Consider the following 25,537-nt stretch of genomic DNA (forward strand, 5'->3'; position numbering starts at 1 on the left):
CGGGGGTCGCCGCCCACGCTTGGCGACCTGGCGCAGGACGGCCGATCCGGAGGCCGCGCAGACGGACTACGAGAACACCACGGGCTTACGGGTCACCCCGCGCGACCATGCAAAGCCAATCACGGCGCCCTTGGCAAAGGGCAACAAGGCGAGCGTTGCGATTGCAAAGATCGGGATCGCGATGGCCAGCTCAAGTCCCATCGGCAAATTCCAAATCCGGTCGGCGGTGAGCAGGATCGGCACCATAAGGTGCAGCACCAGGAAGATCGTGACGTAGGGTGCGAAATCGTCCGAGGGATACTGCTCGTTGTCGTTGGCACACACCGAGCATGTCGGGATCACCGCAAGGTAGCCGCAGAATAGCCTGCCTTCTCCACAGGCCGGGCATGTCCGAAAGGCACCGCGACGAATCTCAAGCCAGAGATTCGGCACAGATCGTTTGGCAATCTGCGCGTCGGTCGCAGTCGCGGCACTTTGAAGCGCTGAAGCTGCTGTCATGGAAGCGTTCACCCTCCTGTCGGTCCACCCCTGCGCGGTGATCGAGTCGCTGCTGCAACGCGACGTCGTATTCATTCGCCTTGCAGGGACAGCTACCGGCCGTAGGTGGCGACGAGATAGGCCACAATCGCCTGCACGTCGGCCTCCTCCACCGGCGCGCCGTAGCTGTGGCGCATCTTGCTCACCTCGGCTGCCCAAAAGGCGGCAGGATCACGGAGGTTGCGGGGCTGAGTTGAGATGTAGTCCGCTGAATGGCATGCCACGCAGTTGGCCTGAACGGCATCGAGCCCCGGGCCCGGGGCGAACTCCGCCGTTTCCTCCGGCAGGTCGTACTGGACCGGCTTCGCGGCGGCGGTCACGGCCGATGCGGCGGCCAGGGCCATGGCAATCATGAAGTCGCGCATGTCGATCGTCCTCACGCCGCTACCACGGTGACGGTCTCGACCACGTTGCGCATGTATCCCGGCGGATTCCAGCGTGGCTCCATGGGTTGCGTGCTTCCGTCGCGACTCGTCGCACGCGACATCAGGCGATGCATCCCGGCCTGCAGGCGTAGGGCCACCTCGAAGCCACGAAATGAATACTTGCCGAGATCCTCGCCCAGCCGCGCCTCGGTCCAGTGCTGTCCGGCATCGGCGGAGACCTCGACGCGGGCGATGCCTGAGCCGCCGTCGAAGGCAATGCCCCTGACCGCGGTTTCCTGGCCGGCTACGACCTTGCCGGCTTCGGGCGGGCTGGTGATGAAGCTGCGGACGTTGTAGCGGCCGATCGGGCGGGTCTTTGGTGCAGCCGCGCCGGGCGGCACGCAGGCACAGTCATTGTCCGGAATTCGGTAGGCCGAGGTCATCCAGAAGCTGTCCGAAGGCTTCTCCAGCACGGTGATCTCGTGCAGGTGCTTGACCCAGTAGGTGCCGTAGGTGCCCGGAACCACCAGGCGCAGCGGGAAGCCATTCAGCATCGGCAACTCCGAACCGTTCATCGCCCAGGCCAGCATCACCTCGCCATCCCGTGCATGGTCGAGATCGAGCGCCTTGGTGAAATCGGGCGTGTCCGGCGCCGCCGGCTCGTCGAGGCCATTGAAACTGACCTGAACCGCGCCGGCGGCGATGTCGGCACGATCCAGCACAGACTTCAACGTCACACCGTGCCAGCGGGCATTGCCCATCAAGCCATGGGCCGCCTGACCGCCGGCGACGCGCGGCTTGGAGAAGCCACGACTATTGCCGGAACACTGGTTCACCGCGACGAGCTCCTTCGCCGGCATTGCCTTCAACTCGGCCAGCGAAAGCGATAGCGGCGTTCGCACCGCGCCCTTCACGGCGAGCCGATAGGTCTCGGGGTCGAGATCCTGTGGTGGGGTATTGCCCGAGAGATGGTAACGCACGAAGAACGCATCATTCGGCGTGATCAGGCCACCATCGAAGACCGCGAAGGGCGTTTCGAGTTGCGGAGGGCGGGAGGTGAGACGGATGAGCGGCCGCTTCTGCGGGTAGCCGACCAGCGGCCTCTCGCCGTTGCCGAAGGGCAGCGTCACCGATTGGGCCCGGGCCAATGCCGGTATGGCAAGACTGCAAGCCGCGGCCCCCCGCACAACGGCGCGCCTACTGATGATGGTCATGTGCTTCCCCTTACCCCATTCCTGGATGCTGCATCGCCTGAAGGTCGATGGCCGGGCTTCGGTTGCGGCAGGTTCAAGCATGGGCAGGCCAGCAGGCGTGGGATCCCGACCTCTGCCGCGGCCCGTGCGGCCCATCACTGGACCCCGGTGGATCGCGGCGGGAGAGCATGCGTCACGGCTTGCCCGCGGAAGACTGCCGGGCGTTGTGGATGACGTTGAATTCCTTGTCCGGCACGAAGCCATCGCGGTTCGGCATGCGGATCGCCGGCAAGCTGACGCGGTCGAGGGTCGCGTCGGTCGGCAGAAGCCCATTCAGGTTCAGGATATAGGCAACGACGGCATAGGTATCGTCATCGCTGAGCGTCTGCGGTGCCGGATAGGGCATGGCGCGGCGCACATAGTCGAAAAGCGTCGTGGCATAAGGCCAGAAGCTCCCGACCGTCTTGACCGGATGGGCGGAAGCCAGGCTGCCATTGCCGCCGACGAGACGGTCGGCGATGCCGCCCTGGCCACTCGCGCCATGGCAGGCGGCGCAGCTTTCCTCGAAGACCTGGCCGCCGCGGGTCACGCTGCCGCGGCCATCCGGCAGGCCCCTGCCATCCGGCCGGACATCAATGTCCCAGGACCTGATCTCGTCCGGGCTGGCTGGGCGACCGAACTCCGCCGCGGCAGCAGCGAGTGCGCAGGCGAACACGGCGGCGACGCCGAGCGCAGCGGACCTAGGCCAGGACATTGCGCACCCTCCCCCGGCATCGATCGCCCAGGTCTGCTGGGCATTGTAGTGGAACAGGGCATTTGTCCCGGTGCTCGCGATGAAGCTCGCCCGGTCAGGCTGCAGATTGCCCTTTTCGTCGGTGGCGCGGCTGACGATCTTCGTCGGGCTGCCGTCCCAGGCCCAGTCCGCTTGGAAGCGCGTCTGCGCCTTGGGCAAAGCGGGCCCGGCGATCGTGGCGTCGCGCCAAGTTCTGGTGCCATCGGTGCTGACCTCGACCCGGTTGATGCGGCCATGGCCGCTCCAGGCGAGGCCGGTGATGCGGGTATGGCCGGGGCGGATCTGCATCATGCCCGAAGGGGAGGTGATCACCGAGTTCACCTCCTGCCGCAGCTGGAACTGCCGCGCCGAGCCATCGGCCTGGAGCTGCGTGTAGCGCGCCGTTTCCCATCGCGTCATGAAGGGCCGGTCGCCGAATTTCAGCCGCCGCAGCCACTTGATGTTCAGGTTGCCCTCGAAGCCCGGCAGGAAGAGCCGTAGCGGGAAGCCATGCGCGGGCCGCAGCGGCTCGCCGTTCTGGCCATGGGCCAGCATGCCCTCGGCGATGATCTCGTCGGTCAGCGGTATGCTGCGGGCGACCGCCGAGCCGTCGCCGCCCTCCGCCAGCATCCAGGTCGATGCCGGATCGACGCCAACGAGGTCGATGAGGAAGGCGAGCGGCACGCCGGTCCATTCGTTGGTGCTGACCAGTCCATGCGTGTTTTGCACCGTCACGTCCGGGGGCGCGGTCTTCCAGTTCTCCCAGCCATTGCCGGTGCATTCCAGGAAGGCGACGCGCGAGGTCGAGGGCATGGCGAGGATGTCGTCCATGGTGAGGACGAGGTCGCGCTTCACCATGCCATGGACCAGGAGTCGATGCAGGGCGGGATCGATATCGGGCACGCCGGCATGGCTGCGTTCGTAATGCAGGTCGGCCGGGGTGATCGTGCCGACCAACTTGTCGAGCGGCGTTTTTGGATTGATCGCCTCGCTCGGGTCGACCGGCCGGCGGCCAGGTGTGGACTCCGGAATCCGCAAAAGATGCACGTATTCGGACCGCTCGCTGGTCGCGGAGAGCGGCGCGCCAGGCCCGCGCGGCGGCACATCGGCCAGGGTATCGGCCGCCGCCTGCCCGGCCATCGCGCTGCCGGCCGCGCCTGCCAGGATGAGGCGCCTCGACGGGCCTCGGTGGTCCTTCGGATGTCCCGTATCCTTCAAGCCTGCTCTCATGGTGCTGGTTCCTGACCTGGCGTGACAGAGCGGCGTGCCTCGTTCAGTCCGGGTGCGCGCCGATGGCGGCGGCGATTGATGGCTCCGCGCCTGCGGGCTTCGTGGCGAGCCCTGCCGGCAGACCATGACGGCCTTCGAGCGCCGCCGCAGGTACATAGACGACGAGAACCTTGCCCCCTGTCTCCTCGCGCACCAGCAGCTTCAGCGGCAACTCGATCCCAAAATCCGGCGCCGCCAGCATCGGCGGCGTGCCACCCTTCGGATTGCCATAGACCAGGAGTGTGGTCGGAGGCATGTCGAGGCCCACCGACCTGGCCGCCTCACGTTGGTCGATGAGCGCGAAGACCGTGAAGCCCTTATCCTCGAGTGCGGTGCGGATCTTCCGGAGGGTCTCCGCGAAGGGATAGGTACTCGTCAGCCGCTTGATGTCAGCCATTCCCACCTCTGCTGCTGGCGCTATCGTCATCGATGCCGCGGCGAGAAGAATTCCCCATGCCACCGCACGGCCGAACATCCGGCCATGGTCCCTCATGGCTCGTCTCCCGCTGCGAAAGGGCTCCATGTAGAAGCAGGAGCATGTCAGACACCCGCAGCCACAAGCCGGGTGAAGAGCGCCGGGCCGATGACGAAGCCACCCCATTTGGCATCCCATTCGGCGGTCGGCCTGGCCTCGACGATCTCCGCGACCGTCATGCCTTGCCGCTTCAGCGCGGCAACCTTGCCGCGGATGCCGACCAGCATGTCGTGGAAAGCCAGCAAGCTCGGCGCGATTGCTGACGGGCTGGCCATGCCCCGGAATGACGACCGTCCCGTCGGTGGTCGCCGCCAAGTTTGCCTCGGCTGCACGGATCGAACCGTCGATGCTGCCTCCGGTCGAATAGTCGATGAAGGGATAGACACCGTTCCAGAAGGTGTCCCCGGCATGCAGGATGTCCGCCTCGACGAAATGTACGGCAATGTCGCTGTCGGTGTGCGCGGCGCCGTAATGGCTCAGCGCGATCGTATTGCCTTTCAGTGCTACCGTGTGCTCCTGCGAAAACAACTCCGTCGGCAGGGCTGCCGCGGAGAGGGGTGCGAAATCGTAGTTCCAGTCTTCCACGCGCTGCGTCATGGCGAGGTGCTTGCGCGTGTTCTCATGCGCTATGATCCGCGGTGAGAGCGAACTCAGCCATTCGTTGCCACTGGCGTGGTCGAAATGCCAATGGGTGTTGACGACATGGGTGACCGGCTGGGGACCCAACACGGCCAGCGCGGCACTGATCTGCCGCTGCGAGACGTTGATACCGGCATCCACCAGAAGCTTCCCGTCCGCGGTGGTGAGCACCGCGATGTTGCCGCCCGAGCCTTCAAGCACGGTGACGTTTCCCCGCAGCTGGTGGGTGGTGATCGGCGCCTTCGCCGCTTCCGATCTGATCATCTCGACGATGCTCAGCGCTTCGGCATAGGCCTGCTGCGGTGTCAGCCATACGCCAGTCGCCGCCAGGGCCGGTGCCGCAAGGCAGCAGAGGCAGAAGCCACGGCGTGAGGGCTGGTGTTGAAGCCTGCTGGTCATGGGCATCTCCTGCTTGTGGATCGGGATCTGTCGCTTCAGTCGACCGGCCCAGCGCGGTCGAGCGTCGTTGAACGGTCGGGCGGACTTGACTGCGATCCTCCTGACCCTTGCGCTTCCTCCCGCTGAGCCTTCAGGGTGCGTAGCGGGTGAAGACGTAGTCGTGCCCGCGGGCATGGGCTTCATGGCAGGCGAAGCACGTGCGATGCTGTTCCTCGTCCACGAGGCTCGCCGTCGACGAAGCGGCCGAAGCCCCAGCCGCCGGTGTCGACGTACCGGTTCAGATCCTTGACCATGATCTGGACCGTGGTAGCGCGACCGGGCACGAAGGCTCCGGCGATATCGGCAAGCCGCACGTGCTTCCACGCCAGCTTCACCAGGATGGTGCCATCCGGGAAGGGTAGGACCGCATCGCGATAGGTCGCCGTCGCCAAGCCGTTTCCAAGGATCACCCGCAGCTCGTCAAGCCCGGCTTCGTGGGACGGGGCGATCATCGCCCATTGCCGGTAGCCGGCGGGAATGGTGACGCCGTAGACTGGCGATCCTTGCCCTTCCGTGCGTCCGGGCCTGGACGTCGCGGCGGCGATGACGCAGGCGAGTGCCCCCGCCGCGATGCAGTGCCATGGAATGCGCGTCATGGGTCACCGCCTTCGTCAAGCTGCAGTGCCGGCCTCATATCTGGGCCGCGCCGCCATCGACGAAGAGCTCCGAGCCGGTGATGAAGCTTGCATGGTCGGAGGCAAGGAACAGCGCGGCCTTCGCCACTTCCGCGGGTTCTCCGACGCGGCCCAGCGGGACCTGTGCGGCCATGTGGTCGAGCAGGCCCTGCTGCTGCGCGGCATCGGACCCGGCCAATCCAACCAGGCCAGGGGTCCGCGTCGGGCCAGGGCTGAGCACGTTGATGCGGATACGACGGCCCTGCAGGTCAAGGATCCAGTTGCGGGCGAAGGCGCGAATGGCCGCCTTCGACGCGGCATAGACGCTGAAGGCAGGCGTGCCGCTGGATGCGGCGGTAGAGCCGGTGAGAATGACCGACGCGCCATCGGCGAGCAGCGGCAGCGCCTTTTGCACCGTGAACAACGTACCCTTCACGTTGCGCCCAAAGGTGTCCTCGTACTGTTCCTCGGTGATCGAGCCGAGGGGCAGCATCGAGCCGCCGCCGGCATTGGCGAACAGCACGTCGATGCGCCCCGCCTCGAGCCTTATGCGCTCGTAAAGCTGGTCGAGATCGGCCGGACTGGAGGAATTGGCCTGGATGCCTGTGCCATTCGGTCCAATCTCGGCAACCGCCTTGGCCAGTTCCGCCGCGCGGCGACCGGTGACAAAGACCTTGGCGCCCTCGGCCGCAAAGCATATGGCGGTGGCCAGACCAATGCCGGTCGACCCGCCGGTGATGACGGCGACTTTTCCTTCAAGCATTCCAGGCATGGTTCTGCTCCCGAACGAGTGCGCCGCGTGCCATCCGCACAATGTTGCGAATGCCGCCAGCCGTTGGACGAGCCGCTAGCCCAGGAAGGCGAGCAGCTCGGCATTGACGCGGTCCTTCAACGTCGTGCACATGCCGTGTGGCGCGCCGTCATAGACCTTCAGCGTGGCATTCCTGATAAGCTTCGAGGACAGCATCGCCGATGCGCCGATCGGGACGATCTGGTCGTCGCTGCCATGCAACACGAGCGTCGGAACATCGAACCGACCGAGATCCTCCGTCAGGTCGGTCTCGGAGAAAGCCTTTATGCAGAAGTAGGAGGCCGGAAAGCTGGCCAACATGCCCTGGCGCCAGAAATCCTCGCGCACGCCTTCGGAGATCTGCGCGTCGGGGCGATTGTAGCCGTAGAAGGGAAGGCTGAGCTGCTTCCAGAACTGTGAACGGTCCGCCTGCACGCCGGCACGCAGCTGATCGAAGACCTCGATTGGTGTGCCGATGGGATTGGCGGGGGTCTTCAGCATGAGGGGCGGGATGGCGCCGATCAGCACGGCTTTGGCAACGCGGCCCGTGCCGTGTCGGCCGATGTAGCGGGCGACTTCGCCGCCGCCTGTCGAATGGCCGACATGCACCGCGTCGCGGAGGTCGAGCGCCTGCACCAGGGCTGCGAGATCATCGGCATAGGTATCGAGGTCGTTGCCCTGCCATGGCTGGCTCGACCGGCCATGCCCGCGCCGATCATGGGCGATGCAGCGGAAGCCGCGTGAGGCCAGGAAGAACATCTGGTCTTCGAAGGCATCGGCGCTGAGCGGCCAGCCATGACTGAAGACGATGGGGCGACCGCGGCCCCAATCCTTGAAGTAGATCTCCGTGCCGTCGCTGGTTGCGATCGTGTTCATGATGCGCGTTCTCCCTTGCCAAATGTCAGTAACGTCCGTTCCGCAAGCAAAGGCCGATCAGCGGGGTGCGACCTTCCGGTCGAGGAAGTCGCGGATGAGGGCCCCATCACGTCGAGCTTGTCCTCCAGCGCGAAATGCCCGGTGTCGAGCAGGTGCAGCTCGGCGTCCGGCAGGTCGCGCTTGAAGGGATGCGCACCTTCGGCCGGGAAGATCGTGTCATTGGCGCCCCAGACGATCAGCGTCGGCGGCCGGCGCGCCCGGAAATAGGCCTGCACGGCCGGATAGAGCGGGACGTTGGTGCGGTAGTCGTAGAACAAGTCGAGCTGGATATCGGCGTTGCCCGGGCGGTCCAGCAAGGACTGGTCCTGCACCCAATTGTCCGGCGCGATCCGCGACACGTCGGTCACGCCATCGGTGTACTGGAACTTCGTGGTCGCCGGTGCCACCAGGAAGCCGAGGGCCGCGCGGTGCGCCGCTGACCCGTCGGCCCAGTAAGCTTTTATCGGGTCCCAGAACGCCCTTAGGCCTTCGTCATAGGCGTTGCCGTTCTGCACGATCAGGCCAGAGATCCGCTCCGGATGTTTGAGCGCGAGGCGCCAGCCGACGGGCGCGCCGTAGTCCATGACATAGAGGCTGTACCGCTCCACTTTCAGGTGCTCGAGCAGCCCGTCCATCAGCTCGCCGATGCGCTCGAAGGTGTAAGCGAACGACTTGTGGTCCGGCATGTCGCTCTGGCCGAAGCCCGGATAATCCGGCGCGATCAAGTGGTAGCCGTCGGCCAGCGCCGGGATGAGGTTGCGGAACATGTGCGACGAGGTTGGAAATCCGTGCAGCAGCACGACCGTCGGGTCGCCGGCACGGCCGCCTCACGGTAGAAAAGATTGACACCATCGATACGTGCGGTGCGGTAGTGGGTCACTGGTGTCACTCGGGGACCCATCTTCGCGGCGGGTTTGGCTTCCATCGTCCCGCGGGCCACTGCCGGACCGCGCATGGTCGCTGCCACCGCGGCCCCCCGAAGCCGCCAAGAAGCAGCGCGCGGCGATGGGACGGTTCGGATGATTGGGGCGCCGGCGGCGATAGCTTCGGATTCCCGCGTGGATGTCGTTGCCTTTTTCCGCCCGCTCATCGAGGCCTCCCTTGGTCCGGCGGCCGAGTCCTAGGCATCGGTGGCGTGCAAATCCTTGGCGCATGGCTGAAGCATGCTGATGATTTCGGACAGTGATGCAGCGCGATGATTTGACCGGGGAATTTCCAGCGGGGCGCCGGCCTGTCGCCGAAATCGAAAAGCAACCCGAGCGTTTAACACGCCCGAGAAGAGCGGCTTCAGGTTACGCAGGTGCGGCTGGCGCCATGGTCCAGTGCCTCGGCGAACGACGATGCTGGTCAACTCGGCGCCAGAATCGCGCCGGTTCGTTGCACCGCAACGCAATCCTGAATAATCCTGACGAGGCCTGAAGTGGCATCTCCGCAATGGCCGACCGTGGACCCCTTTATGCCTGCGGGCGCTTGGAGATCGATCTTGGCCGACGGGAATTCCGGGTAGGCGGAGTTCCAGTGCCGATCGGGGAGCGGGCATTCCAGCTCGTCGAAACCTTGGTGCGATCGGCGGGCGAGCTGGTGTCCAAAGATGACCTGATGCGCCGCGTCTGGTCGGGGGCGGTGGTCGAGGACAACACGCTCGAAGTCCATATCTCCCTCATCCGCAAGGCGCTTGGCCCCGATCGCGGGCTGCTCAAGACTACCTACGGGCGTGGCTACCGCCTTCTCGGCGCCTGGACGATGCAGCAGGTTGCCATGCCGGCCCCGCCCCGGGAGGCTACGACCGAGCCGGGAGGCAACCTCCCGCTGGCGACCACGGCGCTGGTCGGCCGCAAGGCGGCGATCGAACAGCTGTGCAGGCTGGTCTCCAAGCACCGGCTGGTCACGCTGACCGGCCTTGGCGGGATCGGAAAGACGCGACTGGCACTCGAGGTTGCGCAAGAAATGCTCGGCGCATTCAGTGGCGACGTTAGGCTTGTTGAGCTGGCCTCGATGTCCGACCCGGGCCTGGTGCCGTCGGCCGTTGTTCGTGCGGTCGGCATCGAGCTGGGCAGGGCGTCGCCATCGCCCGCCTTCGTCGCCCGCTCCATCGGGGCACGGCGTGTGCTGATCGTGTTGGACAACTGTGAGCATGTCATCGACGCGGCGGCGGGTCTCGCCGAAGCTGTCATCGGCAGTTGCCCGAACGCCTGCATCCTGGCTACGAGCCGGGAGGGCCTCCGGATCGACGGCGAGCATATTTACCGCGTCCCACCGCTCGACGTGCCGGCCGGGCATCTGTGGGAAGCAGACGAGCTTCTCGCGCATGGCTCCGTGCAGCTTTTCATGGAGCGGATGGAGGCGCTCAATTCCGAGCTCCTGCCGCGCGCGGGAAGGCGTCCAGCTGGTGGCCGCAATCTGCCGTCGCCTCGATGGCATTCCGCTGGCCATCGAACTCGCGGCGGCACGCTCCGGTACGCTCGGCCTACGTCAGGTCCTCGCGCGACTGGACGACCGCCTCGGCCTGCTCACGGGCGGTCGGCGCACGGCGCTGCCACGGCAGCAGACCCTCCGCGCAACACTCGACTGGAGCTACAAGCTCCTGCCCGAAGTCGAGCGCCGCCTGCTCCGGCACGTCGCCGTCATGGCTGGGGGCTTCACGGTAGAGGCCGCCGAAGCTGTGCTGGACGACCGTGACGGCTCAGTCACGGACGTCCTGGACGGCCTCGCCAGGCTGACCGAGAAGGCATTGCTGGTGCTCGACGACGCCGAAGGCGCGACGCGCTGGCGACTGCTGGAAACCGTGCGGGAGTATGCGCTCGAGCGGCTCATCAAGGCAGGCGAGGCGGAGCGGGCACTCCGGAAGCATGCAATGTTCTACCGCGACCTGTTCGTGTCCAGGCCGGCCGTCTGGCGATCGGCGCCAACGCTGGCGTGCATGGCGACATGCGGCCGCGAAATCGACAACGTGCGCGCTGCCCTCGACTGGGCGTTCCGCGGCGATGGAGATGCCGCGATAGGTGTCGCCCTGACAGCCGCCTACCTGCCCTACCTGCTTCATCTGTCGCTCATGGATGAATGCCGCGAGCGTGCCGAGCGTGCCATCATGTCGATCGGACCAGGCGCGGCATTGGACCCGCGTCTGGTCGTGCAACTGCACGTCACGTTGGGGCTGGCACTGATCTACTCCACGACCCAGGTGCAGCGGACTGGCAGCATCCTCGGTGAGGCAGTGCGAATTGCGACCGGCTTGGACGATATCGACATGCGCCTCCAGGCGCTCTGGGCGATGTTCATCTACAGCTTCAACAACAGCGAGCACCACAGCGCCCGCGCCTATGCGGAGCGGTTCTCCGTGCTGGCCCAGGAGGCGGGCAGTCCGGCCGACATCCTCATGGGCTGCCGCGTGATGGGCACGACCATGCACTATGCCGGCGACCAGCCTGCGGCGAGGCGGCACTACGAACGCTACCTGGCGGAATACGCGCCCCCGCAGCGATAGGCACCTGACCTGGCTGCATTACGAAGGCAGGGTCCTCGTCGTCTCGCGCCTTGCCCGGGTGCTGTGGTTGCAAGGGTTCACCGAACAGGCGAGGTCGATGGCCCAGGCGAATGTCGAGGAAGCGCAGAGCCTCGGTCGCAGCCTGTCGATGTGCATGGCGCTAGGCGAGGCCGCATGTCCGATTGCGATCATGACCGGCGACTTTCCTGCTGCGGAGAACTATCTTGCGGCGCTTATGGAGGCGGCCAGCAGGCAGGGCCTGTCCTTCTGGATTGGCATGGGCCGGTGTCTGGAAGGCAAGCTACTGATCAGGCGTGGCGAGGTGAAAAGGGGCACGGCCTTACTCCAAGACGCGATCGGCGCATATCGCATCGCGCAGCAATCGCTGCATTACTCCGGCTTCGTCGCCGACCTCGCGGAAGGGCTTGCGATGGACGGCCGCGCCGGGGAGGGCACGGCAATCATCGAAGAAGCGCTAACGCGGTCGAACAGCAGTGGCGTGCGCTGGCATGCCGCCGAACTCATGCGCGTGGGAGCGGGATTGCGCCTTGCCGGAGCGCGCGACCCGCAACTGTTGGAGCAGGCAATGCTATTGCGTTCGGCCCTGGATGTCGCTCGGGATCAAGGCGCTTTGTTTTGGGAGTTGCGGGCGGCACTGAGCCTCGCGCAGGTTGAGGCAAGGCGTGGTGACGGCGAGAAGGCGGAACGCCTATTGAAGGGCATCTTTGATCGGGTGACCGGAAGCTTCGAGACTCCGGACGTGCAAGCGATCAAGAGGATGCTGGCAGGGATTTCAACAAAGTAACAGGGAGACGTTCGTAGCTTGGCCGGCAAGCTCCCCTAAAGACGTTGCTTCGCAGGGATTTTCGTATTCTAGGGCCCACCAGGGCCTGAGCCAATCGATAGTGGCGACGAGGCAGACGACGCCGAGGGAGAGCGTGACGGTTTTCCCGTTGCGGGTGGCGATGGCGCGCCACTCTTCCAGGCGCGCCCAGGGATGCTCAAGCGGGTTGCGGTTGTTCTAGAACGCCGCCGAGCAGGCGATGGGCGCTTCGCCTGTCCTCAATGGAATGGCGGACGGTGCGTCAAGTTCCCAGAGATACTGGAAGGCGTGGTCGCTATAGCTTCGATCGGCCGCCACCCAGATCGACATTTTGGGCAGATGCTCGAGCAGCGGCACGGCATGGGGCAGTTCCTGTGCTTGGCCTGAAGCCAAGGCGACGGTCCGTCCTGCGCTGTTGGCGATCACGCGGGCCTTCGTGCCATAGCCGCCACGGTTTGAGGCACTGCCTGGAGCGGCCAAGGCCTGACCAGCGCCCCGTGCGCCAGAGCAGAGCCTTTTGGTGGCGCCCACCGCCTTCTGGTGGTCGCGGATAGAAATGCCGGCGAGGAAAGCCATGCCAAGCTCGACACCGCGTGCTTCAGCGCGTCCAGGAAGGCGGCGGCCGCCCCCGGCGCCTTGGTCAGCGGCAGGCGCGGGATCATGACGCCGCCCGCTTCGCTCAGGCTGCCGCGAGGCGGAGCCCGCCCGGCACCACGATCGCACCCGGGAGAGCCGGCAGGCGCCCTGCGAGAACCGCGACGATGCTCTCCGCTGCGCCGGTCGACATGCCGACCGCGCCGCGCGGGGTATTGGCCGCGAGGTGCGGCGTCGGCAGCACGCGCGGATGACCCCGCAGCGGGCTGGCCAAGTCGAGCGGCTCCTTCTCGAAGACATCGATGCCGGCCCAGGCCAGGTGCCCAGCATCGAGCGCGGCCAGCAGCGCCGTCTCGTCGACGATGCCGCCACGGGCGGTATGGACCAAGATGGCGCCCGGCGGCAGCAAGGCGAGTTCGGCGGCGCCGATCAGGCCGCGAGTCGTCGCGTCCAGAGGGCAATGCAGCGACAGCACCTCGGCGCGCGCCAGCAGGGTGCCGAGATCGGCGACCCGGTCGCCCGGCCCGGGCAGCGGCCCCGCCGGGAGCAGCGGGTCATAGGCCGCGACCCGCATGCCGAAGGCCTCGGCCATGCGCGCGACCTTGGAGCCGATGGCGCCGTAGCCGACGATGCCGAGCGAGATGCCGTCAACGTCCCGGGTCATGCGGGAGGTCTTCTCCCACAGTCCCTCCCGCATCCCGGCCTGCACGACGGGCAGGTCCTTCAGCATGGCCAGCATCAGCGCCATGGCGTGCTCGGCGACCGAGCGGGAATTGGCCCCGGCGGCGCGCGTCACGGTCAGGCCGCGCGCCTCGGCGGCGGCGAGGTCGATGCCGTCCACCCCGGCACCGTGCCGGGCGATGACGCGCAGGCCGGGCGCCGCGGCGTCCATGACCACCCCGTTGATGATGCCCTGGCGGTGCAGCAGGGCGATGGGGCGGTGCGCGGCGATGGCGGCGAGCAGTTCGGCTTCAGAGGGATAGCCGGAGGTGCAGGGCACGGCGTAGCCGGCCGCCTCCAGGATGGCGACGGCCTCCGGCGCGAGCTTCGCAGCGGTGACGAGGACGGCGGGCTTCGCGGCGTCGGGCATGGGGCGCTCTCTCGGGAAAGGGGTCAATCGAGACCGGCGCAGCCCAGGCGGCGCAGCGAGGCGTCGACCCAGCCGGCGTCGTGGGTGCCGGCCTCGATGCTGGCGATCTGGCGCGCCTCGGCCGCAGCCTTCTGAGTGGCGGCGGCGTGGACCGCCTCGACCGCGTCGAAGGGAACCGAGAGCAGGCCATCCTCGTCGCCGAGGATTAAGTCGCCCGGCTCGATCACCATGCCGTCGATGGCGATGGCGACGTTGATCTCGCCCGGGCCGTCCTTGTAGGGGCCGCGATGGGTCACGCCGGCGGCGAAGACCGGGAAGCCCTGGGCGCGGATCGCGGCGCTGTCGCGGATGGCGCCGTTCAGCACAATGCCGCCCAGGTTGCGCCTGACCATCTGCGCCAGCATCAGCTTCGCCGATCAGGGCGTTGGTGAGGTCGCCGCCGCCATCCACCACGATGATGTCGCCCGGCTCGGCCATGGCGATCGCCTTGTGGATCATCAGGTTGTCGCCGGGGCGGGTCTTCACCGTCAGCGCCGGGCCGACCAGGCTACCGCCGCCATGCATCGGGCGCAGCCGTGGGCCGGCGGCGGTCATCCAGGCCATGACATCGCTGACATTGGCGACGGGCAGCATGCGGAAGCGGGCGCCGGCCTCGGCGCCGACCTTGCGGCTACGCGGCAGAATCCTGAAACCGACAGTCATGGACGACCTCTCCCGGCATGGTGCCGGACCTGATAGGCGCTGACTCATAATAACGCAACGCTATTCTGTTTTTGCTTTTAGGGCCCCGATCCCGAGGGCACGAAGAGGCGCCTCGCCGCCGAGCATCGCTTCGCGGTGAGGCGGTGCCGATCAGCGGGTGCAGGATCAGCCCGACCCGCGCGGGCGTCTCGGCCCAGGCCGGGTCGGCGAAGATGGCGGCCAGGGCGGGTTCGATTGCCGTGCGGATCGGCTCCGGTAGCTTCGGCGGCGCGAACAGGCCGCGGTCGGCGGAGAACGCCAGGTCCACCCCGCTCTCGCGGTAGGTCAGGATCTCCGGCGCGGCGGCGTCCCGCTCGGGTGCGGCCAGGGCGATGCCGCGGACGGCGCGGTTGCGAAGCAGCGGCAGCGCCTCGCTGAGGTTGGAGGCACCAACATCGAGTTGGCCGTTGAGCAGCGGCACCAGGATCTGCGAGGTGCCGTTGAAGGGGATGTGGTTCAACCGTACGGCCACCTTCTCCAGCAACAACGCGGCGATGTGGTCATCCCCGCCAATACCCGCGGTGTCATAAGAAAAGCCGCCCGGCTGCTTGCGGGCCGCCGCCAACAGGCCGGGCAGGTCGCGCAGCGGGCTGTCCGTGCGGACGAAAAGCCCGCAGGGGTCCTCGACCAACTGGGCGAGCCAAGTGAGCTTGGTCGGGCGCCAGCGGACGGGGCGCTCGATCGACCGGCTGAGGACTGTCGGCATGGCGCAGGCGCCGAGGGAGAAGCCATCCGGCACGGCGTTGGCCGCCGGCGCCGGGCTTGTTGGAGACGATAACACGGGCGCCCGGCAACCGGGCCGCGAGGAAGGGCGCGAAGGGAACGACGATCTAGATCGGCCGGTCAGCGGGCCAGGCAGGCTGGGCCACCGCAGCGGCGGTGGTAGCGAGCAGGGCGCAGCGGGAGAGCAGTATGGCGCTTGGGGAGTTCCAGGGTGCGGCTTTGCTTGACAGGCCGAGTCACAGATGACTTATAACGAAACACTGTTCTGAAATTTAACAGCAAACGTCGCGCCTCTGCCATTGGGAAGGAAGCCGCCTGTGCTCCAGCGTCGCCAGTTCCTCCATGCCGCCCTCGCCGGCACCGCCGCCGGCCTCGGCACCGGCCGCCATGCCCGCGCCCAGGGCGATGCTTGGCCCTCGCGTCCGGTACGCATCGTGGTCGCCTGGGCGCCCGGCGGCGCGGTCGACACCATTGCCCGCCGCCTCGGGCAGAAAGCTCTCGGAGCAACTCGGCAAGCCGGTGGTCGTGGAGAACAAGTCCGGCGCCACGGGGACTATCGGCGCGGCCGAGGTCGCGCGGGCCGCACCCGATGGGCACACGCTGCTGGCGATGGACAACACCTATGCCATGCTGCCCTACCTGTTCCAGAAGCTGCCCTTCGACCACGCCACTGCCTTCCGGCCGGTGACGGTGAGCGCCTTCTCCCCGGTCATGCTGGCGGTGCACCGCGATGCGCCTTGGCACGACCTCGCCTCCCTGATTGCGGCGGCGAAGCGCAACCCGGAGAAGATCACCTACGGTACCGGCGGGATCGGCAGCGCGCCACATTTCGCCACCGCCGCCTTCGCCCAGGCCGCCGGAGTGACGCTGTTCCACGTGCCCTTCAAGGGCGCCGGGGAGGCGGTGACGGCCGTGCTCGCCCAGCAGGTGGACATGGTCATGGTCTCGCTCGGCTCGGCGCTCGGCCATGTCCGTGGCGGGCTGTTGCGGCCATTGGCGATGAGTGGGACACGTCGCACCGCCGCCTTGCCTGACGTTCCGACTTTCAGCGAGGCGGGCCTGCCCAATTTCGGCCCGCATGGCGAGGGCGTGGTGAACTGGTCCGGCCTGGCCGCGCCCGCCCGCACGCCGGATGCGGTCGTGATGCGGCTGCAGGCCGAGGTGGCAACAGCGTTGCAGGCACCGGACATGCAGGAGTTCCTGGCCTCCCTCGCCTCCGCCCCCGGCGGCATGCAGCCCGCCGCCTTCGCCGAACTGCTGTCCGAGGAAACCGCGCGCTGGCGCGATGTCGCGGGCAGCGCCGGCATCGAGCGGCAGTAGCCCGGCCATGGCCTTCTTCGCCCCACCCCCACGCCTCGGCACCGAGGTCTTCACCCGCCTGCCCAACCGCTTCCGCCGCCCGCGCCCGACCGAATGGGCGCGCTGGAACCGCGGCGGGCGCGAGATCGACAGCTTCCTCGAAGGCCCCTGCTTCGACGCCGCGGGCCAGCTTTATGTGACCGACATACCGTTCGGCCGCATCTTCCGCATCTCGGCCGCCGGCGATTGGGAGCAGGTGGCGGAATACGACGGCTGGCCAAACGGGCTGAAGGTGCTGCCGGATGGTCAGTTGCTGGTCACCGACTACCGGCGCGGCCTGATCCGCATCGACCCGGCGAGTGGCCACATCACCCCCGCTCTGGAGACGGCGCGCAGTGAGAGCTTCAAGGGGCTGAACGACCTCTGCCTCGGCGCCGATGGCAGCATCTTCTTCACCGACCAGGGACAGACCGGGCTGCATGACCCGACCGGGCGGGTCTACCGGCTGCGGCCGGACGGGCAGCTCGACCTGCTGATCGGCACCGTGCCCAGCCCGAATGGCATCGTCGTCGCGCCGGACCTCTCGCACTTGCTTGTCGCGGTGACCCGCGCCAACCAGGTCTGGCGCCTGCCGCTGCACGGGGATGGGGCCGTCACCAAGGCCGGGATCTTCTGCCACCTGCATGGCGGCCCCGGCGGGCCGGACGGGCTGGCCTGGGACCCGGAGGGCAACCTGCTGGTCGCGCATACCGGCATCGGCACGATCTGGCGGCTATCGCCCCGTGCCGAGCCGACGCTCGGCATCACCTCCTGCGCCGGCGCCTCCACCACCAACCTCTGCCTCGGCGGCGCCGATGGGCGCGAGCTCTTCATCACGGAGAGCGAGACAGGGAGCATCCTGCGCGCTCGGTTGGAAGCGCCTGGGCCGGCGCGGTAAGTTCAGATCGGGGCAGCGGGAGGCATCGCATGGCCGGGGGATCGAAGGCACGTCCTGCGGTGGAAGGCGTGGCCTCGGCGGATCGCGCCCTCACGGTGCTGTCGGCCTTCCGCAAGGGCGACCGGGCGCTCTCACTGGCCGAACTCGCCGCCCGCACTGGCTTGGTGAAGAGCACGATCATGCGTCTCGCGGTCTCGCTCGAGGCGCATGGCTTTCTCGCGCGGACAGAGGACGGCGAATATCGACTCGACGCGGAGGTTCTGCGATTGGGCACGATCTACACCCAATCCTTCCGCATGGAGGCGCATGTCATGCCCGTGCTGGAGGAACTCGTCGCCCGCACCGGCGAGACGGCGGCCTTCTACGTCCGCCGCGGCGAGCAGCGCCTTTGCCTCTTCCGCGCGGACAGCCCGCACCTGCTGCGGATGCATGTGCGGGTCGGCGACGCCCTGCCGCTCGACAACTCCGCCATCGCGCAAGTGCTGCGGGCCTTCTCGCCGCGGCCTTTGCCTACCTACGTCGCCGCGCTCGACCTGCCGATCGTGACCATGGGGGCGACCGACCCGCATACCGGCGCGATCGCTACGCCGGTCTTCGGCCCCGGCGAAAGAGTGGCGGGCGCGCTGTCTCTCTCAGCCCCGGTCAGCCGGTGGACGCCGGAGGCGGTCGCGGCGGCGCGCCCCGTCCTTGCTGAAGCCGCCGCAACGCTGACGAGGCGGCTCGGCGGGGAGATGCCGGCTATGCCGCGCGCCGCAGCGGAGTAGGGACGCCTTCTGCGTGGTCCGCCTAGCGGATGCAGGTCTCGCCTGGCCCAGCCAGCGGGCGCTTCGCAGTTCCTGGTCCGCTTACGATATGTATGTCGAGACAGCCCTATGCTGCAGTTCGGCGCAGAGCGGCCAATCTAGGTCGCTGGTCAGCGATGTTCGCTCGCCTGCCGGCACCGGACATTTTCAGCCGCGGGCGCGGAGGTCGCCATTGGGTCCAACTTGGCAGTCGGCACCCATGATCCCGGGCATTGGTCGGCTGAAAGACTTGTAGTCTAAGAGCCCATCCGGAAAGGAATTGAATCGCCTGAATCGGATGTGATTCGCTGTTCCTGCGGGCGATTCGCGGGAGGAGACGGATGGCATGGACGGCGGAACATCGGCGTGCGGCGGACCGGCGGGGGCTGCGCTATCCCTCAGATTTGACGGATGCCGAGTGGGCGCTGGTTGCGCCACTGATCCGGCCAGCGAAGCACGGCGGCAGGCCCCGCAAGGTGGACGTGCGCGAGGTGTTGAACGCGGTGTTCTACGTGCTCTCCGCCGGCTGCCAATGGAGCGCGCTGCCGAAGGACCTGCCGCCGAAGAGCACGGTTTGGGATTACTTCTCGCGCTGGGAATGGGAAGGCACCATCGAGCGCATCCACCACGCGCTCTACGTCGCGGTGCGCGAGGGTGCCGGGCGTGAGGCCAGCCCGACGACCGCGATCATCGACAGCCAGACGGCGAAGGGCGCGCAAAAGGGGCTCTACGCTCGACCCGTCCGGCTACGACGCGGGCAAGAAGGTCGTCGGCCGCAAGCGCCACCTGCTGACCGATACCATCGGCATGCTACTCGCGGTCATCGTGCATCCCGCCAACGTGCAGGACCGCGATGGCGCCGAAGCCGCTGCTGCGCCAGGCGCGCAGGCTGTTCCCTTGTCGAGCGCATCATCGGCGATGCAGGCTATCAGGGGCCGAAGATGGCCGCCGCCGTCGCCCGCACCGGTACATGGAAGATGGAGATCGTGCGACGCTGCGATAGGCACCGCTTCGTCGTGCTGCCGAAGCGCTGGATCGTCGAGCGCACCATCGGCTGGATCAGCCGCAACCGGCGGCTGGCCCGCGACTTCGAGCGGCATTGCCGCATCGCCGCCGCCTTCGTCCGCATGGCCATGATCCGCATCATGCTTCGACGGCTGGCAACAAAGCCCTCAGCATGAACCCAAACTTCCCGGATGGGCTCTAACAGCGCATGCATCGCATAGAGATCGTGACCCAGGGGCGGAAGCTTGTTGCTATCGCCGATCGAGGTTGCGGCCGTATGGGGCAATAGAGAATCGTCACCGGCCTGCTCACCATCTAAAGCCGGCACACCTCGGCCTCGCTGCTGGTACAGGAGAACGCTTCGCGGGCCGATCTGGAGACATGTCTGGGACGCCTAGTGCCGGGCGGTTGTGCCGTCCGCGACTGACACGCGGAGGAGGAACCTGACGACATGCCCGCCCATATTCTGGCTGCGCCGACACAGACCCAGCTCTCGATCCTGGTTGCCGGGGGTCGGCCGGTGCTTGAAACGTGGCAAAGCATCTATCTGTGGGAACACCGCATGGCGCCGCACCGCCGAGAGGTGGTGCTGCACTTACTGAGCGAGCGGATGTAGGGCTTGGGGCCTTGGAGTGCGTCAGCGACGCGCATTGGGTGAGCAACCACTCCGCTGAACCCGATCAGCCGGGCTGCGGCAAAGTCATCAAAAGTCGGGGCGCCAAACCTTTTCGGCCAAATCGGCCAACCCTCGAGGTTCGGAGAGTCTCCACGGTTTGGCCGAGAAAAGCCCATCCTCGTTCCGATTTTACACCATCAGGGTCGCTGCTGAAAGCCGCACTAAACCAGCGCTTCAGCGCGGTGCCCTGGTCGGGAGAGACAGGTTGTGAGGAGACCGGCTGGAGCAGCGTTACGACCTGGGGACTGAAAGTCTCTGGCAAATCTGAAAAATGCCACAAGTTCGGTCGCTCTCAGGCAGCCGCAGCAAGCGCCCAGCCCGGTGCGATAAAGATGGTGCCCAGCGAGCCTGCAGCGTGAACGCTTTACAGAAGGCACGCCCATTGCGGTCCTGCATCTCCGGCTCAGCGGAAGGAATTCGGATAAAGCCGAAACAGTCACCGATTCGAACCCAAGTTACGGAACCAGCCTTGGTTCGCGCAGCCCAATGCCTTGGACCGGGTGAGGGCAGCCTCATTAATCACTTACGTCCGGCAGCCCGCATCGACCGACGGCAGATCGGATTGGCATGCCAGCTCGAATGTTATCGTGATTGCGCAAATGGTCGTCCTGCGACGTCAAGCAGATTTCTCCCTCGTCTGGCACGCCATCCCCGGCTAGCCTGACGGCCTGGAGCTCGCAACCGCGATGCAGTCCGGCAAGAGACAAGACATTTAGCTTTGCCATGGTGAGGAGAACGGCATGAGGCGGCGCGACTTCCACACCGTCGTGGGTGGCGGATTGGCCCTTGGGCTTGCAGCCCCTGCCGCTCTGCGAGCCCAGCCAAAGCGCAGCCTGGCCTTCGTCGTCAACGTCTCGGCCGATTTCTGGACGATCGCCCGGCGCGGAATCGAGAAGGCGAACCGGGAGCATCCTGACTTCGATATGGAGATGATCATCCCCGGCCAGGCCAGCGCTGCCGAGCAGCGACGCATCCTGGACGAGTTGCTGGCTCGCCGCGTCGCTGGTGTCGCCATCTCCGCCATCAATCCCGCCAGCCAGACCGAGGTGCTGAACCGCGTCGCCGCACAATCGGTGCTCTTCACCACCGATAGCGATGCGCCGGCCAGCAACCGCATGGTCTATATCGGCACCGACAACGTCGCCGCCGGCCGCAAGGCTGGGGAGCAGATGAAGCAGGCGATGCCGGAGGGCGGCCGCGCCATGCTCTTCGTCGGCACGATGGATGCCGACAATGCACGGGAGCGAGTCCAGGGCATCCGCGAAGCGCTGCAGGGGGGCAACATCGAGATCGTGGACGTCCGCACCGACGAGAGCGACTTCGCCCGTGCCCGCCGCAATGCGGAGGACGCGCTGGCGCGCGAGCGCAACCTCAACATGATGGTCGGCCTGCTGGGCCTACAACACTCCGCAGATCTATCAGGCGGTGCGGGAGGCCGGGCGGCAGGGACAGGTGAGGGTGGTCGGCTTCGACGAAGATGCGCTGACCCTCCGGGGCGTGGCGGACGGCACCATCCATTCCACCGTCGTGCAGCAGCCCTATGAGTTCGGCTATCAATCGATGAAGGGTTTGGTCCGGGTGCTGGGCGGCGACCGCGGTTGGATTCCCGGCAGCAAGCAGATGATCGTGGACACGAAGGTCATCGATAAGACCAACGTGGGCGAGTTTCAGTCCTACATGCGCCAGCTCCTCCGGGGCGGCTGAGGCGCCGCCGTGGCGCAGACGATCGGTGCGCCGCTGCTCGCGCTGGAAGGCATTCGCAAGACCTACCCGGGCGTGGTCGCGCTGGACGGCGTCTCCCTGCACCTGTCGGCCGGGGAGGTTCTGGGCCTCGTCGGGGAGAACGGCGCGGGCAAGAGCACGCTGATGAAGGTGCTGGGCGGCGTGGTCCGCCCGAATGCCGGGACCATCCGCCTACATGGCCAGGACCACGCGCAGCTGACAGTCGCCTCGGCGCAAGCGCGGGGCATCGCCTTCGTCCACCAGGAGCTCTCGGTCTTCGACAACCTCGACGTCGCGGCGAACGTGCTGATCGGGCGCGAGCCGGTGCGGGGCGGGCCGCTGCGCCTGGTGGACCGCGCCGCCTGCCGCGCCCGCGTCGCACCCCTGCTGCAGCGACTCGGCGCCGATTTCGAGCCGGATGCGCCGGTCGCCACGCTGTCGATCGCGCAACGGCAGTTGGTGGAGATCGCCCGCGCGCTCTCCATGGATGCACGCATAATCATCCTGGATGAGCCGACCAGCAGCCTAACGCTGTCGGAGACCGACCGGCTGCTGGCTGCCGTCGCGGCATTGCGGGCGGCGGGGACCGGCCTCATCTACATCACCCATCGGCTCGGCGAGATCACAGCCTGCGCCGACCGCGTTACCTGCCTGCGCGACGGCCGTGTGGTCGGCCATCTCGCGCGCGGCGAGATCACCCATGCCGCCATGACGCGTATGATGATCGGCCGCGACTTGAAGTCGCTCTACGTCGCGCCCGCCGCGCCGCCGCGCCCGGGCGGGCTGGTGGCCGCGGGGCTGGTCACCCAGGCCTTCCCGGACCGCGCGGTGGATCTCGCGGTGCGGCGGGGAGAGATTCTTGGCCTCGCCGGCCTCGTCGGCGCCGGCCGTACCTCCTCGCCCGCGCCCTCTTCGGGATCGAGCCTGCGCTGGCCGGCACCATCGGCCTGGATGGCGAGACCGTCGCGCTGCGCAGCCCGCGCGAGGCGATCGCGCACGGCATCTACCTGGTGCCGGAGGACCGCAAGCGCTCTGGCCTGGTGCTCGACATGACCATCGCGGAGAACGTCACCCTGCCGGATCTGCAGGGGCACGCCAGTGTCGGGCTGCTGGACCGCGGCGCGGAGGAGCGGACGGCCGAGGCGCAGCGCCGTTCGCTTAGCATTCGCGCCCCTCGGTCGGCACCGGCGCCGGCATGCTCTCCGGCGGCAATCAGCAGAAGGTGGCGCTGGCGCGCTGGCTGGCCATGCGGCCGCGCGCGATCCTGCTGGACGAGCCCACGCGCGGCGTGGATGTCGGCGCCAAGGGCGAGATCTACGCCCTAATGCGCGGTCTGGCGGACCGCGACGTCGCCGTGCTGATGATCAGCAGCGACATGGAGGAGGTGATCGGCGTCAGCGACCGCGTGGCGGTAATGCACGAGGGCCGGATCGCTGGCATCCTCGAGCGGGCGCAGGTGGGCGAGTCAAACATCCTCCGCCTCGCTACCGGGCAGCGGCCGGAGGAGAGCCTGGCCGGGCAGACGGAGACGCTGGGCGCGGAGGCGGTGTGATGGGACGCAAAGAACTCGGGCTGCTCGGGTTGGTCGTGCTGATCGCGGCGGTTACCTCGGCGATCAATCCGCAGTTTCTCTCCGCCGTGAACATAATGAACATGGCCAACCTCATCGGCCTGTTCGGCATCTTCTCCATCGGCCAGGGGCTGGTCATCATCACTGGCGGCATAGATCTCGCGGTCGGGTCCATGCTGGCGCTGCTGGGCGTAGTCTTCCTGGACCTCGTCGCCAACCGGGAGGTCGCCTGGCCGCTCGCCGCCGCGGTAGTGCTGGCGGGCGGACTGCTGATGGGTCTGGCGCATGGGCTGCTGGTGGCGCGGATCGGGCTGCAGCCCTTCGTCGTCACGCTTTGCGGCCTACTCATCTACCGCGGGGCGGCGCGCTACTATACTGGCGATTCCACCATCAGCCTCGGCTTCGCCGAGGACGTGGACACCATCACCTGGCTGGCTGCGGGCCGCACCCTCGGCGTGCCGCACAGCTTTATCGCCCTGCTGGTCGTCGCCGTGCTGGTGGGCATCCTGCTGCACCGCTCGGTCTTCGGCCGCTATCTCTACGCCGTTGGCCGGAACGAGGAGGCGACGCGCTATGCCGGCATCCGCACCGGCGTGGTGGTGGCCGGCGCCTATGTTTTGGCCGGGCTTCTGGCCGGTCTCTCCACCATCCTGCTGGTCTTCTACACCAGCTCCGTCTCGCCCTCCTCCTTCGGCAATTTCTACGAGCTCTACGCCATCGCCGCGGCGGTGCTCGGCGGCTGCTCGCTGCGCGGCGGCGAGGGCACGGTGCCCGGCATCGTGCTCGGCACCGTGCTGCTGCAGATGCTGCAGAACCTGGTGAACATCCTCGGCATCCCCTCCTCGCTCAACTTCGCCGTCATGGGCGGCGTCATCCTGCTGGGCGTGCTGGCGGACCGGCATCTCGCGCAGCGCCGCGCCGCCCGCATCCGCATGCCGGCCGGCGCCGCGCCGGCGGAATAGGCCGCGGCGGTCGGCCACCGCCGCACGTCAGCCGGGCAGCCCGGCCTCGGGCGGGACCAGCCCGGCCTCGCGCGCCGCCTGCCAGAAACCGGGCGGGATGGGAACTGTCATCAGTCGCGCGTTTTCCGCGACCTCGGTCGGGTTGCGGCCGCCTGGGATGACGCTGGCGACCACCGCCGGCGCGGCGCAGAACTGCAGCGCCGCGGCCTTGAGCGGCACGCCATGCGCGGCGCAGAGCGCGGCGAGGCGGTCGCGCTCTCGACCAGCGCCGCCGGGGCCGGCGCATAGTTGAAGGTCCTACCTCCCGCCAAGAGGCCGGAATTGTAGGGCCCGCCGATGATGAGACCGACACCACGCGCGGCACAGGCGGGCAGCAGGCGCGGCAGCGCCTCCTGATCCAGCAGCGTGTAGCGACCAGCGATGAGGAAGAGGTCGGGGTCCGCCTGCTCCAGCGCGAGCAGGCAGGGCTCGATGAAATTGACGCCGAGTCCCCAAGCGCGGATCACCCCTCTTCCCGCAGCCGCGTCAGGGTCGGGGCGGCGCCCATCATGGCTTCGGCAAGGCGCTCCGCGCCAGGCCGCGCCATGCGGGTCCTCGGCGGCGTCGTGGATCAGCACCACGTCCAGCCGCGGCAGGCCGAGGCGGGCAAGGCTCTGCTCGATCGAGCGCAATGTGCCCTCGGCCGAGTAGTCGTAGCGGACGCGAAAGTTCAGGCCGCCGACATGGCCGTGCTGCTCGCGCGGCGCCGCTTCGAAAGGCTCGAGCAGGCGGCCGACCTTGCTGCAGAGCGCGAACTCGGCGCGCGGCTTGCGGCGCAGCACGCGGCCCATCCGGTGCTCCGACAGGCCGAGGCCGTAGAGCGGCGCGGTGTCGAAGAAGCGGATGCCGGCGTCCCAGGCGGCCTCGATGGCCGCCTCCGCCTCTGGCTCCGGGATTGGCGCGAAGAGGTTGCCGAGCGGCGCACCGCCGAGGCCGAGCGGTCCCGGCGGCCGGTAGCGGGTCATCGCATCCTCCTTTGGTTCCGGACTATCCCGCGCCGCGCGCCTGGTTGCGCAGGCGCTGGGCATAGACGTTGATCACTAGCGCCAGCAGCAGCACCAGGCCGCGGATCAGGATCTTCAG

The 25,537-nt window shown here is 67.5% G+C and carries 25 protein-coding genes and 4 pseudogenes; 13 read left to right on the forward strand and 16 right to left on the reverse strand.

The genetic code is table 11. The features are described from left to right. Positions 1-66 precede the first annotated feature (66 nt). The 9 genes from ACQ86J_RS17775 to ACQ86J_RS17815 form a co-directional block, all read right to left on the reverse strand. Positions 67-510 (reverse strand): DUF983 domain-containing protein, encoded by a 444-nt coding sequence (locus ACQ86J_RS17775; protein ID WP_431272126.1) that lies wholly within the window; start codon positions 508-510, stop codon positions 67-69. A gap of 80 nt (positions 511-590) precedes the next feature. Beyond that, positions 591-902, reverse strand: a complete 312-nt coding sequence (locus ACQ86J_RS17780) for a hypothetical protein (protein WP_431272127.1) — start codon at positions 900-902, stop codon at positions 591-593. A gap of 11 nt (positions 903-913) precedes the next feature. Then, positions 914-2,032: a molybdopterin-dependent oxidoreductase gene (locus ACQ86J_RS17785; RefSeq protein ID WP_431272128.1), complete on the reverse strand. Its 1,119-nt coding sequence runs from the start codon at positions 2,030-2,032 to the stop codon at positions 914-916. 256 nt (positions 2,033-2,288) lie between these two features. Next, positions 2,289-4,085: a sulfite dehydrogenase gene (soxC, locus tag ACQ86J_RS17790; RefSeq protein WP_431272129.1), complete on the reverse strand. Its 1,797-nt coding sequence runs from the start codon at positions 4,083-4,085 to the stop codon at positions 2,289-2,291. A gap of 55 nt (positions 4,086-4,140) precedes the next feature. Further along, entirely contained in the window at positions 4,141-5,649 is a 1,509-nt protein-coding gene (locus tag ACQ86J_RS17795; RefSeq protein ID WP_431272130.1) for an MBL fold metallo-hydrolase, read from the reverse strand. 179 nt (positions 5,650-5,828) lie between these two features. Beyond that, a complete protein-coding gene (locus tag ACQ86J_RS17800) occupies positions 5,829-6,284 on the reverse strand; it encodes a cytochrome P460 family protein (RefSeq protein WP_431272131.1) in 456 nt (151 codons plus the stop codon). Between the two features lie 34 nt (positions 6,285-6,318). Further along, positions 6,319-7,074, reverse strand: coding sequence for an SDR family oxidoreductase (locus ACQ86J_RS17805; protein ID WP_431272132.1), 756 nt, complete (start codon positions 7,072-7,074; stop codon positions 6,319-6,321). A 75-nt stretch (positions 7,075-7,149) separates the two neighbouring features. Further along, a complete protein-coding gene (locus tag ACQ86J_RS17810) occupies positions 7,150-7,968 on the reverse strand; it encodes an alpha/beta fold hydrolase (RefSeq protein ID WP_431272133.1) in 819 nt (272 codons plus the stop codon). Next, positions 7,965-8,774 carry an alpha/beta fold hydrolase gene (locus ACQ86J_RS17815; RefSeq protein ID WP_431272134.1) on the reverse strand — a complete coding sequence of 270 codons (810 nt, stop codon included), beginning with the start codon at positions 8,772-8,774 and terminating at the stop codon, positions 7,965-7,967. The genes ACQ86J_RS17810 and ACQ86J_RS17815 overlap by 4 nt, the downstream gene beginning before the upstream one ends. Positions 8,775-9,441: 667 nt before the next feature. Here ACQ86J_RS17815 and ACQ86J_RS17820 point away from each other — a divergent pair. From ACQ86J_RS17820 to ACQ86J_RS17830, 3 genes and pseudogenes are all read left to right on the forward strand, one after another. Then, a pseudogene (locus ACQ86J_RS17820) lies at positions 9,442-9,675 on the forward strand (winged helix-turn-helix domain-containing protein); the annotation flags it as partial. 721 nt (positions 9,676-10,396) lie between these two features. Then, positions 10,397-11,491, forward strand: coding sequence for an ATP-binding protein (locus tag ACQ86J_RS17825; RefSeq protein WP_431272845.1), 1,095 nt, complete (start codon positions 10,397-10,399; stop codon positions 11,489-11,491). Between the two features lie 97 nt (positions 11,492-11,588). Further along, positions 11,589-12,296 (forward strand): hypothetical protein, encoded by a 708-nt coding sequence (locus ACQ86J_RS17830; protein ID WP_431272135.1) that lies wholly within the window; start codon positions 11,589-11,591, stop codon positions 12,294-12,296. A gap of 216 nt (positions 12,297-12,512) precedes the next feature. Here ACQ86J_RS17830 and ACQ86J_RS17835 read toward each other — a convergent pair whose 3' ends face one another. From ACQ86J_RS17835 to ACQ86J_RS17855, 5 genes and pseudogenes are all read right to left on the reverse strand, one after another. Then, positions 12,513-12,890 (reverse strand): hypothetical protein, encoded by a 378-nt coding sequence (locus ACQ86J_RS17835; RefSeq protein WP_431272136.1) that lies wholly within the window; start codon positions 12,888-12,890, stop codon positions 12,513-12,515. 103 nt (positions 12,891-12,993) lie between these two features. Then, positions 12,994-13,998, reverse strand: coding sequence for a hydroxyacid dehydrogenase (locus ACQ86J_RS17840; protein ID WP_431272445.1), 1,005 nt, complete (start codon positions 13,996-13,998; stop codon positions 12,994-12,996). Between the two features lie 23 nt (positions 13,999-14,021). Continuing rightward, a complete protein-coding gene (locus ACQ86J_RS17845; protein WP_431272446.1) occupies positions 14,022-14,402 on the reverse strand; it encodes a hypothetical protein in 381 nt (126 codons plus the stop codon). A 61-nt stretch (positions 14,403-14,463) separates the two neighbouring features. Next, positions 14,464-14,748 (reverse strand): annotated as a pseudogene (locus tag ACQ86J_RS17850) (hypothetical protein); the annotation flags it as partial. Next, the gene (locus ACQ86J_RS17855) at positions 14,669-15,445 is read right to left on the reverse strand and encodes a tripartite tricarboxylate transporter substrate-binding protein (protein ID WP_431272137.1); all 777 of its coding nucleotides are present in this window, start codon (positions 15,443-15,445) and stop codon (positions 14,669-14,671) included. The gene ACQ86J_RS17855 and the pseudogene ACQ86J_RS17850, both read right to left, overlap by 80 nt. 488 nt (positions 15,446-15,933) lie before the next feature. Between ACQ86J_RS17855 and ACQ86J_RS17860 the strand changes: the two genes are divergently transcribed. From ACQ86J_RS17860 to ACQ86J_RS17905, 10 genes and pseudogenes are all read left to right on the forward strand, one after another. After that, positions 15,934-16,782: a Bug family tripartite tricarboxylate transporter substrate binding protein gene (locus ACQ86J_RS17860; protein WP_431272138.1), complete on the forward strand. Its 849-nt coding sequence runs from the start codon at positions 15,934-15,936 to the stop codon at positions 16,780-16,782. Between the two features lie 7 nt (positions 16,783-16,789). Further along, complete coding sequence (locus ACQ86J_RS17865; protein WP_431272139.1) at positions 16,790-17,698, forward strand: SMP-30/gluconolactonase/LRE family protein; 909 nt, start codon at positions 16,790-16,792, stop codon at positions 17,696-17,698. Between the two features lie 29 nt (positions 17,699-17,727). Continuing rightward, on the forward strand, positions 17,728-18,462 hold the full coding sequence (locus ACQ86J_RS17870; protein WP_431272140.1) for an IclR family transcriptional regulator: 735 nt from the start codon (positions 17,728-17,730) through the stop codon (positions 18,460-18,462). Between the two features lie 359 nt (positions 18,463-18,821). Then, positions 18,822-19,661 (forward strand): annotated as a pseudogene (locus tag ACQ86J_RS17875) (IS5 family transposase). Between the two features lie 275 nt (positions 19,662-19,936). After that, positions 19,937-20,101: a YjbQ family protein gene (locus tag ACQ86J_RS17880; RefSeq protein ID WP_431272141.1), complete on the forward strand. Its 165-nt coding sequence runs from the start codon at positions 19,937-19,939 to the stop codon at positions 20,099-20,101. An 800-nt stretch (positions 20,102-20,901) separates the two neighbouring features. Next, complete coding sequence (locus ACQ86J_RS17885; protein ID WP_431272142.1) at positions 20,902-21,705, forward strand: substrate-binding domain-containing protein; 804 nt, start codon at positions 20,902-20,904, stop codon at positions 21,703-21,705. Next, positions 21,587-21,865, forward strand: coding sequence for a substrate-binding domain-containing protein (locus ACQ86J_RS17890; RefSeq protein ID WP_431272143.1), 279 nt, complete (start codon positions 21,587-21,589; stop codon positions 21,863-21,865). Before ACQ86J_RS17885 ends, ACQ86J_RS17890 begins: the two co-directional genes overlap by 119 nt. Positions 21,866-21,874: 9 nt before the next feature. Beyond that, the gene (locus tag ACQ86J_RS17895; protein ID WP_431272144.1) at positions 21,875-22,936 is read left to right on the forward strand and encodes an ATP-binding cassette domain-containing protein; all 1,062 of its coding nucleotides are present in this window, start codon (positions 21,875-21,877) and stop codon (positions 22,934-22,936) included. A gap of 142 nt (positions 22,937-23,078) precedes the next feature. After that, the gene (locus ACQ86J_RS17900; RefSeq protein ID WP_431272145.1) at positions 23,079-23,435 is read left to right on the forward strand and encodes an ATP-binding cassette domain-containing protein; all 357 of its coding nucleotides are present in this window, start codon (positions 23,079-23,081) and stop codon (positions 23,433-23,435) included. Then, a complete protein-coding gene (locus ACQ86J_RS17905; RefSeq protein ID WP_431272146.1) occupies positions 23,435-24,415 on the forward strand; it encodes an ABC transporter permease in 981 nt (326 codons plus the stop codon). The genes ACQ86J_RS17900 and ACQ86J_RS17905 overlap by 1 nt, the downstream gene beginning before the upstream one ends. Before the next feature lie 27 nt (positions 24,416-24,442). On the opposite strand, the gene ACQ86J_RS17910 is transcribed toward ACQ86J_RS17905, so the two are convergent. Then, a complete protein-coding gene (locus ACQ86J_RS17910; RefSeq protein ID WP_431272147.1) occupies positions 24,443-24,634 on the reverse strand; it encodes a hypothetical protein in 192 nt (63 codons plus the stop codon). 110 nt (positions 24,635-24,744) lie between these two features. Then, positions 24,745-25,482: pseudogene (locus ACQ86J_RS17915) on the reverse strand (aldo/keto reductase); the annotation flags it as partial. Between the last annotated feature and the right edge of the window lie 55 nt (positions 25,483-25,537).

It is taken from the genome of Dankookia sp. P2 (genome assembly GCF_050632255.1).
In the GTDB taxonomy this organism is placed as follows: domain Bacteria; phylum Pseudomonadota; class Alphaproteobacteria; order Acetobacterales; family Acetobacteraceae; genus Paracraurococcus.

Bases quoted from the DNA above. Each gene is read 5' to 3' on its own strand.
- ACQ86J_RS17800 (WP_431272131.1), bottom strand. From the start codon at position 6,284: ATGACGCGCATTCCATGGCACTGCATCGCGGCGGGGGCACTCGCCTGC.
- ACQ86J_RS17835 (WP_431272136.1), bottom strand. From the start codon at position 12,890: ATGGCTTTCCTCGCCGGCATTTCTATCCGCGACCACCAGAAGGCGGTG.
- ACQ86J_RS17815 (WP_431272134.1), bottom strand. From the start codon at position 8,774: ATGTTCCGCAACCTCATCCCGGCGCTGGCCGACGGCTACCACTTGATC.
- ACQ86J_RS17780 (WP_431272127.1), bottom strand. From the start codon at position 902: ATGCGCGACTTCATGATTGCCATGGCCCTGGCCGCCGCATCGGCCGTG.
- ACQ86J_RS17840 (WP_431272445.1), bottom strand. From the start codon at position 13,998: ATGCCCGACGCCGCGAAGCCCGCCGTCCTCGTCACCGCTGCGAAGCTC.
- ACQ86J_RS17805 (WP_431272132.1), bottom strand. From the start codon at position 7,074: ATGCCTGGAATGCTTGAAGGAAAAGTCGCCGTCATCACCGGCGGGTCG.
- ACQ86J_RS17870 (WP_431272140.1), top strand. From the start codon at position 17,728: ATGGCCGGGGGATCGAAGGCACGTCCTGCGGTGGAAGGCGTGGCCTCG.
- ACQ86J_RS17885 (WP_431272142.1), top strand. From the start codon at position 20,902: ATGAGGCGGCGCGACTTCCACACCGTCGTGGGTGGCGGATTGGCCCTT.
- ACQ86J_RS17855 (WP_431272137.1), bottom strand. From the start codon at position 15,445: ATGCCGACAGTCCTCAGCCGGTCGATCGAGCGCCCCGTCCGCTGGCGC.
- ACQ86J_RS17795 (WP_431272130.1), bottom strand. From the start codon at position 5,649: ATGACCAGCAGGCTTCAACACCAGCCCTCACGCCGTGGCTTCTGCCTC.
- ACQ86J_RS17845 (WP_431272446.1), bottom strand. From the start codon at position 14,402: ATGCTGGCGCAGATGGTCAGGCGCAACCTGGGCGGCATTGTGCTGAAC.
- ACQ86J_RS17905 (WP_431272146.1), top strand. From the start codon at position 23,435: ATGGGACGCAAAGAACTCGGGCTGCTCGGGTTGGTCGTGCTGATCGCG.
- ACQ86J_RS17880 (WP_431272141.1), top strand. From the start codon at position 19,937: ATGCCCGCCCATATTCTGGCTGCGCCGACACAGACCCAGCTCTCGATC.
- ACQ86J_RS17830 (WP_431272135.1), top strand. From the start codon at position 11,589: ATGGCCCAGGCGAATGTCGAGGAAGCGCAGAGCCTCGGTCGCAGCCTG.
- ACQ86J_RS17810 (WP_431272133.1), bottom strand. From the start codon at position 7,968: ATGAACACGATCGCAACCAGCGACGGCACGGAGATCTACTTCAAGGAT.
- ACQ86J_RS17865 (WP_431272139.1), top strand. From the start codon at position 16,790: ATGGCCTTCTTCGCCCCACCCCCACGCCTCGGCACCGAGGTCTTCACC.
- ACQ86J_RS17900 (WP_431272145.1), top strand. From the start codon at position 23,079: ATGCTCTCCGGCGGCAATCAGCAGAAGGTGGCGCTGGCGCGCTGGCTG.